The following is a 7,083-nucleotide window of genomic DNA, read 5'->3' as shown; positions in this document are numbered from 1 at the left end:
CCGCCCGCCTGCGCCGCGTCCTCGGCCGCGGTGTGCACGACCGCGCCGACCGCGCCGCCCGCCGCCGCGCCGCCCTCGGACGCACCGGGGTCGGGTGCGCCGTGCGGGTCGACGTCGACCGTGATGATCGGCGTGCCGACCTCGACCGTCTCGCCGGGCTCGGCGAGGAGCGCGGTGACGACGCCGGCCCACGGGCACGGCAGCTCGACGAGGGACTTGGCCGTCTCGATCTCGACGATCGGCTGGTTCACCACGACGGCGTCGCCCACGGCGACGTGCCACGCGACGATCTCGGCCTCGGTGAGGCCCTCGCCGGCGTCGGGGAGGCGGAACTGCTCGTACCGGGGCACGCGTGACTCCTGGTCTCGGGGCGTCGGTTCAGTGGGCGAGCACGCGGTCGACGGCGTCGAGGACGCGGTCGAGGCTCGGCAGGTACTCGTGCTCGAGCCGCGCGACGGGGTAGGGGCTGTGGAAGCCGCCGACCCGCAGCACGGGCGCCTCGAGGAGGTAGAAGCACTCCTCGCTGATGCGCGCTGCCACCTCGGCGCCGGTGCCGTAGAGGACGGGCGCCTCGTGCACGACGACGCACCGACCCGTGCGGCGCACGGAGGCCGCCACGGTCGCGGTGTCGAGCGGCGACAGCGTGCGCAGGTCGACCACCTCGATGCTCGTGCCGTCGGCCGCGGCGGCCTGCGCGGCGCGCAGCGCGGTCGCGACGGTCGGCCCGTGGGCGACGACGGTGACGTCCGTGCCGGCCCGCGCGATGCGAGCGCGGTCGAGGCCCTCGCCCGTCGCGGTGCCGTAGGAGAAGCCGCGGTCGACGTCGCCCTTGTCCCAGTAGCGGCCCTTGGGCTCGAAGAAGAGCACCGGGTCGGGCGACGCGATCGCCTCCTGGATCATCGTGAACGCGTCGGCCGGGCTCGCGGGCGTCACGACGCGCAGGCCCGCCGTGTGGGCGAAGAGCACCTCGGGCGACTCGCTGTGGTGCTCGACGGCGCCGATGCCGCCGCCGTACGGGACGCGGATGACGACGGGCAGCGACAGGCGGCCGCGCGAGCGGTAGCGCACCTTGGCGAGCTGCGTCGTGATCTGGTCGAACGCGGGGAAGATGAAGCCGTCGAACTGGATCTCGCACACGGGCCGGTAGCCGCGCAGCGCGAGGCCGATCGCGGTGCCGACGATGCCCGACTCGGCGAGCGGGGTGTCGACGACGCGGTCGGGGCCGAAGTCCTTCTGCAGCCCGTCGGTGACGCGGAAGACGCCGCCGAGCTGCCCGATGTCCTCGCCCATGAGCAGGACCTTGGGGTCCTCCTCGAGCGCGGCCCGCAGGCCGAGGTTGATGGCCTTGGCGAGCGTGAGGCGCTCGACGGCGGGGACGGCACTCATCGCGTGACCTCCGGTGCGACCTCGAACGATGCCTCGTACTGCTCGAACCAGGCCCGCTCCGCCTCGACGACGGCGTGGGCCCCCGCGTAGACGTGCTCGAACATGGTCGACGTCGGCGGCTTGTCCATCGCGCGGACGTCGCGGCGCAGGCGCTCGCCGAAGGCCTCGGCCTCCGCGTCGAGCTCGGCGAGGAACGCCGCGGGCAGCTCGCCGGTGGTCTCGAGGTGCAGGCGGAGCCGGTCGATCGGGTCCCGACGGCGCCACGCCTCCTCCTCGGCCGAGGACCGGTAGCGCGTCGGGTCGTCCGACGTCGTGTGGGCGCCCATCCGGTAGGTGTACGCCTCGATGAAGGTCGGGCCGTTGCCGGAGTGCGCGCGCTCGAGCGCCTCCGCCGTCACGGCGTAGCAGGCGAGCACGTCGTTGCCGTCGACCCGCACGCTCGGCACGCCGAACCCCTTGCCGCGGTCGACGATCGGCACGCGCGACTGGCGGTCGGTCGACTCGGAGATCGCCCACTGGTTGTTCTGGCAGAAGAGGACGAGCGGCGCGTTGTTGACCGCGGCGAAGACGAACGCCTCGTTGGTGTCGCCCTGGCTCGTGGCGCCGTCGCCGAAGTACGTGACGACGGCCGCGTCGCGCTGCGGGTCGCCCGTGCCCACGGCGCCGTCGCGCTGGATGCCCATCGCGTAGCCCGTCGCGTGCAGCGTGTGCGAGCCGATGACCAGCGTGTACAGGTGGAAGTTGTGCGCCTCGGTGTCCCAGCCGCCGTGGTCGACGCCGCGGAACTGCTTGAGGATGTCGGCCATGTCGAGGCCGCGCGTCCAGGCCACGCCGTGCTCGCGGTAGGACGGGAAGGCGTAGTCCTGCGGCGCGAGGGCGCGGCCGGAGCCGACCTGCGCGGCCTCCTGGCCGAGGGACTGCGGGAACAGACCCAGCTCGCCCTGGCGCTGGAGCGCGGTCGACTCGGAGTCGAACCGGCGCACGAGCACCATGTCCCGGTACAGCCCGCGCAGGGCGTCCGGGTCGAGATGGGCGATGCGCGGGCTGTACTCGGGATGGTCCCGCAGCTCCCCGGTCGGGGTGAGCAGCTGGACCATGTCGGGCTCGTTCACGCAGGGTCCTTCCGGCGACGGCCTGGCTAACCTACGTCAGCGTAGGCTACGCAACCGTAGGTTCGGCCTGTGGAGCGCCGACAACAGCGTCCGCACCCCCTTTGTGCCGACTCTCCAACTCCCGCGCCCCGAGCGCCACCCCGACGCCTTGCACGGCCCCCGCCGCCGAGGTCGACATGCGTGGCCGAGGTCGATGGCTGCGGATGTCGACCTCGGTCGGGGATGTCGACCTCGGCGTGGGGTGTGGGCGGGGTCGTGGGGGTGGAGGGTCAGGCGGGGGTGGGGGCCTCCTGCGGGGTCGGGGTCGCGTTGGCCGCGGTCGGGGAGGTCGGGGCCGACGTCGCGGGGCGGCGGGCCAGGGCCGCCGACGCCGCCGTCGCGAGCGCCAGGAGTGCGAGTGCCGCGAGGCCGGCCACCGGGTCCGTGCTCCAGCGGCCGTCCATGAGCAGGAGCGCCGGGACGGTGCAGGTCGGGATCCCGAGCAGCACGAGGAACCAGCCCGTGAAGCGGCCGAGGTCCAGCGTCCCGACCCGGGTCACGCCGAGGCCGAGGAGCAGGAAGAACAGCGTCCACATCGCCGCCCACGTCGCCCAGATCACGGCGAAGACCGGGTCCCCGGCGATCGACGTCACCGCGTAGTAGCCCGCGATCGCGGCGACGAAGGCGCTGTACCAGCCGAAGCCCTGGGGCTCGATCCGGTACACGGTCTGGAACCCGAACCACAGGTACGTGATGCCGAAGAGGTAGCTCGGCCAGGTCGCCTGGAGCACGCCCGGCTCGGCCCCGTGCTGGACGAGCACGATGGTCGGCAGCACGACCTGCGCCGTGCCGACGAAGAAGTTGAGCGGTGCCGCGCCGCGCGCCGGGACGACGCCGAGCGTCGACAGCCCGTTGACGAGCAGCACGACGCCGACGAGGAGCAGGCCGACGTCGCCCATCAGCGGGTCACCAGGCTCTCGAACGTCGCGGCGGAGATGACCGGCGCGAAGAAGTTCGTGATCCGCTCGAACGCGGCCGCCTCCTGGTCGGGGCGCTGCGCGCCGGTGGCGTCGCCGATGACGATCGGCAGGAGGCCGTGGTCGCGCGCCGCCCGGGCGTTGCCCTCGATGCACCAGTCGAGGTGGATGCCGGTGATGACCACGACCTCGACGCGCTTGCGCGCGAGCTCGAGCGGGAGGTCCGTCCCGACGAACGCCGTCTGGAGGGCCTTCTCGTACAGCTCGTTGTCGCCGGGCTCGACGAGCTCGCGCAGCTCGTCGACGAGCGCGTCGTCCCACGCGACCTGCTCGGGCGTCGCGTCGATCGCGCCCGTCCACGAGTCGTACTGCGCGCGGTCGAAGACGGACTGCGGGTAGTCCTGGCGGAACACCGAGTAGCCGATCCAGCTGAACGACACGAAGTTCGGCGCGCGTCGCGCCGCGTGCACCGCGCGCACGGTCGCCGGGAGACTGCCGCGGAACGCGTGGCCCTCCGCGTACTGCACACCGCCGGGCCGGTAGAGGGAGTTGGACTGGCTGACGGACAGGAAGGCCGCCGGCTGGCTGAGGATCTCGCGGAGGTCGAGCCCCGCCCAGTGCGCGGGCAGCGGCGGGATGAGGTCGACGTTGCTCGCGGGGTGGCCCAGCGTGGCCGGGTCGAGCGGCACGGGCTCGAGCGGGGTGATCCGGTCGGTCGTGGTGGTGCGGGTGTCGAGCGCGGTCATGGTGTCTCCTCGGCGCCGCACGACGGCGGCGCCCGGTCGGTGGTGACGGAGGTGGGACCCGGACCTGCGCGGGTGGCGCAGCGCGATGCGCCGGCGTGGGTGGCTCGGCGGTGTCGTCCGGTGCCCGGCCGCGCGGCAACGCGGACGGACGGCCCACGACGGCGGTCGGCCGCGTGGGCGGTGGCCGCGGCTGCTCGGACGAGCACGGCGCGGCGACGATCAGGGCGCCCGTGCGTGCAGCGGACGGGCGCCGGAGTCCTCAGGGACTCAGCGGGGCATTCGGCGACAGGGCGCGGGACAGCCGGCCAACCCGTGCGGGCGACAGGTCGGCGACGACGACGTCGTCCTCGGCCAGGTACCCCGTGCGGTGCTCACGCGGCCGAACCTACCCGTGGGGCTCGCCGTCGGGCGGGGTCGGCCGGCAGGTTCTCGCCCATCGAGACCCGGGCTCCACTCAGGCGGTGCGCGGCCAGCTCTCGGCGAGCTCGAGCACGCGGGCGTTCGCCTCGGCGTCGCCGACCGTGATGCGCAGGCCCTCGCCCGCGAACGGACGCACGAGCACGCCGTGCTTCACGGCGTCGGCCGCGAGGTCGACCGTGCGCGGGCCCGCGGGGAGCCACACGAAGTTGCCCTGGGCGTCCGGCACGGACCAGCCCTGCGCGCGCAGGCCGGCGAGGAGGCGGTCGCGCTCGGCGACCACGGCGTCCACGCGCTCCATGAGCTCGTCCTCGGCCCGCAGCGACGCGAGCGCGGCGACCTGGGCGAGGTGGTTGACGCCGAAGGGCGTTGACGCGGTCCGGATGGCGCTCGCGATCGCGGGCCGCGCGACGGCGTAGCCGACGCGCAGCGCCGCGAGCCCGTAGGCCTTGGAGAACGTGCGGAGCACGACGACGTTCGGGTGCGCGGCGAGCACGGCGGCCGAGTCGACGGCGCCGTCGTGCCGGACGAACTCGACGTACGCCTCGTCGAGCACGACCAGCACGCGCTCGGGGACCGCGGCGAGCAGCTCGACGAGCTCGGCGTGGCGCACGGCCGGGCCGGTCGGGTTGTTCGGCGAGCACACGAGCAGCGCGCGCGTCCGCTCGGTGACGGCCGCGGCCATCGCGCCGAGGTCGTGGCGTCCGTCCGCGGTCAGCGGCACCTCGACCCCGACGGCACCCTGGAGACCGACGAGGATCGGGTACGCCTCGAACGAGCGCCAGGCGTGCACGACCTCGTCGCCCGCGTCGCAGAACGCCTGCAGCACGTGGCCGAGGACGGCGACCGAGCCGCAGCCCGCGACGACGGCGGCCGGCTCGACGCCGTGCCGGGCGGCGAGCGCCTCGCCGAGCTCGGTCGCGAACATATCGGGGTAGCGGTTGAGCTGGACCGCCGCCTCGGCGACCGCGTCCCGCACCGAGGGCAGCGGCGGGAACGGGTTCTCGTTCGACGAGAGCTTGTGCGCGCGCTGGTCGACGGCCGCGCGGGCACCCGGGACGTAGGCGGGGATGCGCCGGACGACGGCGCGCGGCGCGAGCGGGGAGGTCACCGGGTCAGCATGCCACCGCGGCGTGCCCGAGCAGCGGACGACCCCGCTCGCGCCCTTGGCCCCGGTCCGCCCGCCCCACCCGTGCGAGGGCTGCCGCCGGGACGCCCCGCGGTGGGAGCATGCTGACCATGGCCTTCCTGCTACGCGTCATCGTCAACGCCGCCGCCATCTGGCTCGCGACCCAGGTCCTCGCGGGGCTCGACGTGGTGGGCGGTGACGACACCACGACGACGGTCCTGGTGCTCCTCGGCGTCGGCCTCGTGTTCGGCCTGGTCAACGCCGTGGTGAAGCCGATCGTCAAGCTGATCTCGTTCCCGATCTACATCCTCACGCTCGGGCTGTTCACCCTCGTGGTGAACGCCCTCATGCTCATGCTGACCGGCTGGCTGTCCGAGCTGACGGACTACGGCCTGCGCATCGACAACTTCGGGACCGCCGTGCTCGGCGCGCTCATCATCTCGGTCATCAGCTTCCTGCTCAGCGTGGTGCTCCCGTCGGGAAAGAAGCGCGACTGAGGCCGAGCGCCGGACCACCGAGGTCCACGGCCTCACGGCGCGGCGGGGACACGGACGCCGACGTAGCGCTGGGACGTCACCGGCCCGCCGCCGTCGCCGAGGAGCTCCCGCAGCGTGGCGTCGAAGCGCTGCACGGAGGGGTGGTCGACGTCGCCGAGCCGGTCGGCCGTCCGCGCGTAGGTGTCGATGCCGTGCGCGGTGACGGGCGAGGCCGCGGCGGCCCGGTCGGCCGGATCGGGTGACCGCGCGAGGTCGACGTGCACCGACGTGCGGTCCGTCGTCACGGGATTCGGTGCGCCGTCGAGCGTCCACACGTAGTCGGGCGCGTGCTCGAGGTGCAGGGCCGCGACGCCGGGAGGGAGCTCGATCGAGCCGACGGGCGCACCCGCGGTCACGACGGCCGCGACCGCGAAGCGGGCCGCGAGCTCCGGGTCGGCCGCGATGGTGGCCGCCACGATGCCGCCCTGGCTGTGACCCGCGAGCACCACGGGCTCGCCGGGCGCGATCCCGGCCTGGGTCATCGCCTCGACCGCGGTCCGCAGCGAGTCGCTCGACGACCCGGCGACCAGGTCGAAGTTGGACGTGAGGTCGAACGGGTTCGCGCCCGTGACCGGCGACCAGTCCTCGGTGCCCGGGATGGCGACGACCCAGCTGCGCCCGCCGTCCGGGCGCTCGAGCTCCTGGACGCCGACGGTGCCCGGGATCCCGCCCGTGCCGAGGCCGGGGGCGTCGTCCGGGTGCGGGTAGAGCGCATGCACCTGGCGCAGCAGGTCGGCGGCCGACGACGGCGCGGGCGCCTCGGCGTCCGGGCCGCGCGGGGCGGCCGACCGGACGACCGGC

The 7,083-nt window shown here is 74.3% G+C and carries 7 protein-coding genes and 1 pseudogene; 1 reads left to right on the top strand and 7 read right to left on the bottom strand.

The annotated features are described in order from the left end of the window. The 6 genes from ICW40_RS03655 to hisC all read right to left on the bottom strand — a co-directional run. Positions 1-350, bottom strand: a 350-nt coding sequence (locus tag ICW40_RS03655; protein WP_308121606.1) for a biotin/lipoyl-containing protein, incomplete at its 3' end; no start/stop codon positions are given. Between the two features lie 28 nt (positions 351-378). Continuing rightward, positions 379-1,386 (bottom strand): alpha-ketoacid dehydrogenase subunit beta, encoded by a 1,008-nt coding sequence (locus tag ICW40_RS03650; protein ID WP_221652476.1) that lies wholly within the window; start codon positions 1,384-1,386, stop codon positions 379-381. After that, positions 1,383-2,483: a pyruvate dehydrogenase (acetyl-transferring) E1 component subunit alpha gene (gene pdhA / locus ICW40_RS03645; protein ID WP_221652478.1), complete on the bottom strand. Its 1,101-nt coding sequence runs from the start codon at positions 2,481-2,483 to the stop codon at positions 1,383-1,385. The genes ICW40_RS03650 and pdhA overlap by 4 nt, the downstream gene beginning before the upstream one ends. 284 nt (positions 2,484-2,767) lie before the next feature. Further along, positions 2,768-3,436, bottom strand: a complete 669-nt coding sequence (locus tag ICW40_RS03640; RefSeq protein WP_221652475.1) for an AmiS/UreI family transporter — start codon at positions 3,434-3,436, stop codon at positions 2,768-2,770. Continuing rightward, positions 3,436-4,200 (bottom strand): cysteine hydrolase, encoded by a 765-nt coding sequence (locus ICW40_RS03635; RefSeq protein ID WP_221652474.1) that lies wholly within the window; start codon positions 4,198-4,200, stop codon positions 3,436-3,438. The genes ICW40_RS03640 and ICW40_RS03635 overlap by 1 nt, the downstream gene beginning before the upstream one ends. 454 nt (positions 4,201-4,654) lie before the next feature. Continuing rightward, a complete protein-coding gene (hisC, locus tag ICW40_RS03630) occupies positions 4,655-5,728 on the bottom strand; it encodes a histidinol-phosphate transaminase (RefSeq protein ID WP_221652473.1) in 1,074 nt (357 codons plus the stop codon). Between the two features lie 128 nt (positions 5,729-5,856). Between hisC and ICW40_RS03625 the strand changes: the two genes are divergently transcribed. Then, entirely contained in the window at positions 5,857-6,243 is a 387-nt protein-coding gene (locus tag ICW40_RS03625) for a phage holin family protein (protein ID WP_221652477.1), read from the top strand. 32 nt (positions 6,244-6,275) lie between these two features. On the opposite strand, the pseudogene ICW40_RS03620 reads toward ICW40_RS03625, so the two are convergent. Further along, positions 6,276-7,083, bottom strand: a pseudogene (locus ICW40_RS03620) (hypothetical protein); the annotation flags it as partial.

It is taken from the genome of Actinotalea ferrariae, assembly GCF_019733465.1.
In the GTDB taxonomy this organism is placed as follows: domain Bacteria; phylum Actinomycetota; class Actinomycetes; order Actinomycetales; family Cellulomonadaceae; genus Actinotalea; species Actinotalea ferrariae_A.
This window is presented reverse-complemented; position numbering and strand designations above follow the sequence as displayed.

What these genes read in the sequence shown, in the direction of transcription:
- ICW40_RS03650 (WP_221652476.1), bottom strand. Translation starts at nt 1,386, where the DNA reads ATGAGTGCCGTCCCCGCCGTCGAGCGCCTCACGCTCGCCAAGGCCATC.
- pdhA (WP_221652478.1), bottom strand. Translation starts at nt 2,483, where the DNA reads ATGGTCCAGCTGCTCACCCCGACCGGGGAGCTGCGGGACCATCCCGAG.
- ICW40_RS03640 (WP_221652475.1), bottom strand. Translation starts at nt 3,436, where the DNA reads ATGGGCGACGTCGGCCTGCTCCTCGTCGGCGTCGTGCTGCTCGTCAAC.
- ICW40_RS03635 (WP_221652474.1), bottom strand. Translation starts at nt 4,200, where the DNA reads ATGACCGCGCTCGACACCCGCACCACCACGACCGACCGGATCACCCCG.
- ICW40_RS03625 (WP_221652477.1), top strand. Translation starts at nt 5,857, where the DNA reads ATGGCCTTCCTGCTACGCGTCATCGTCAACGCCGCCGCCATCTGGCTC.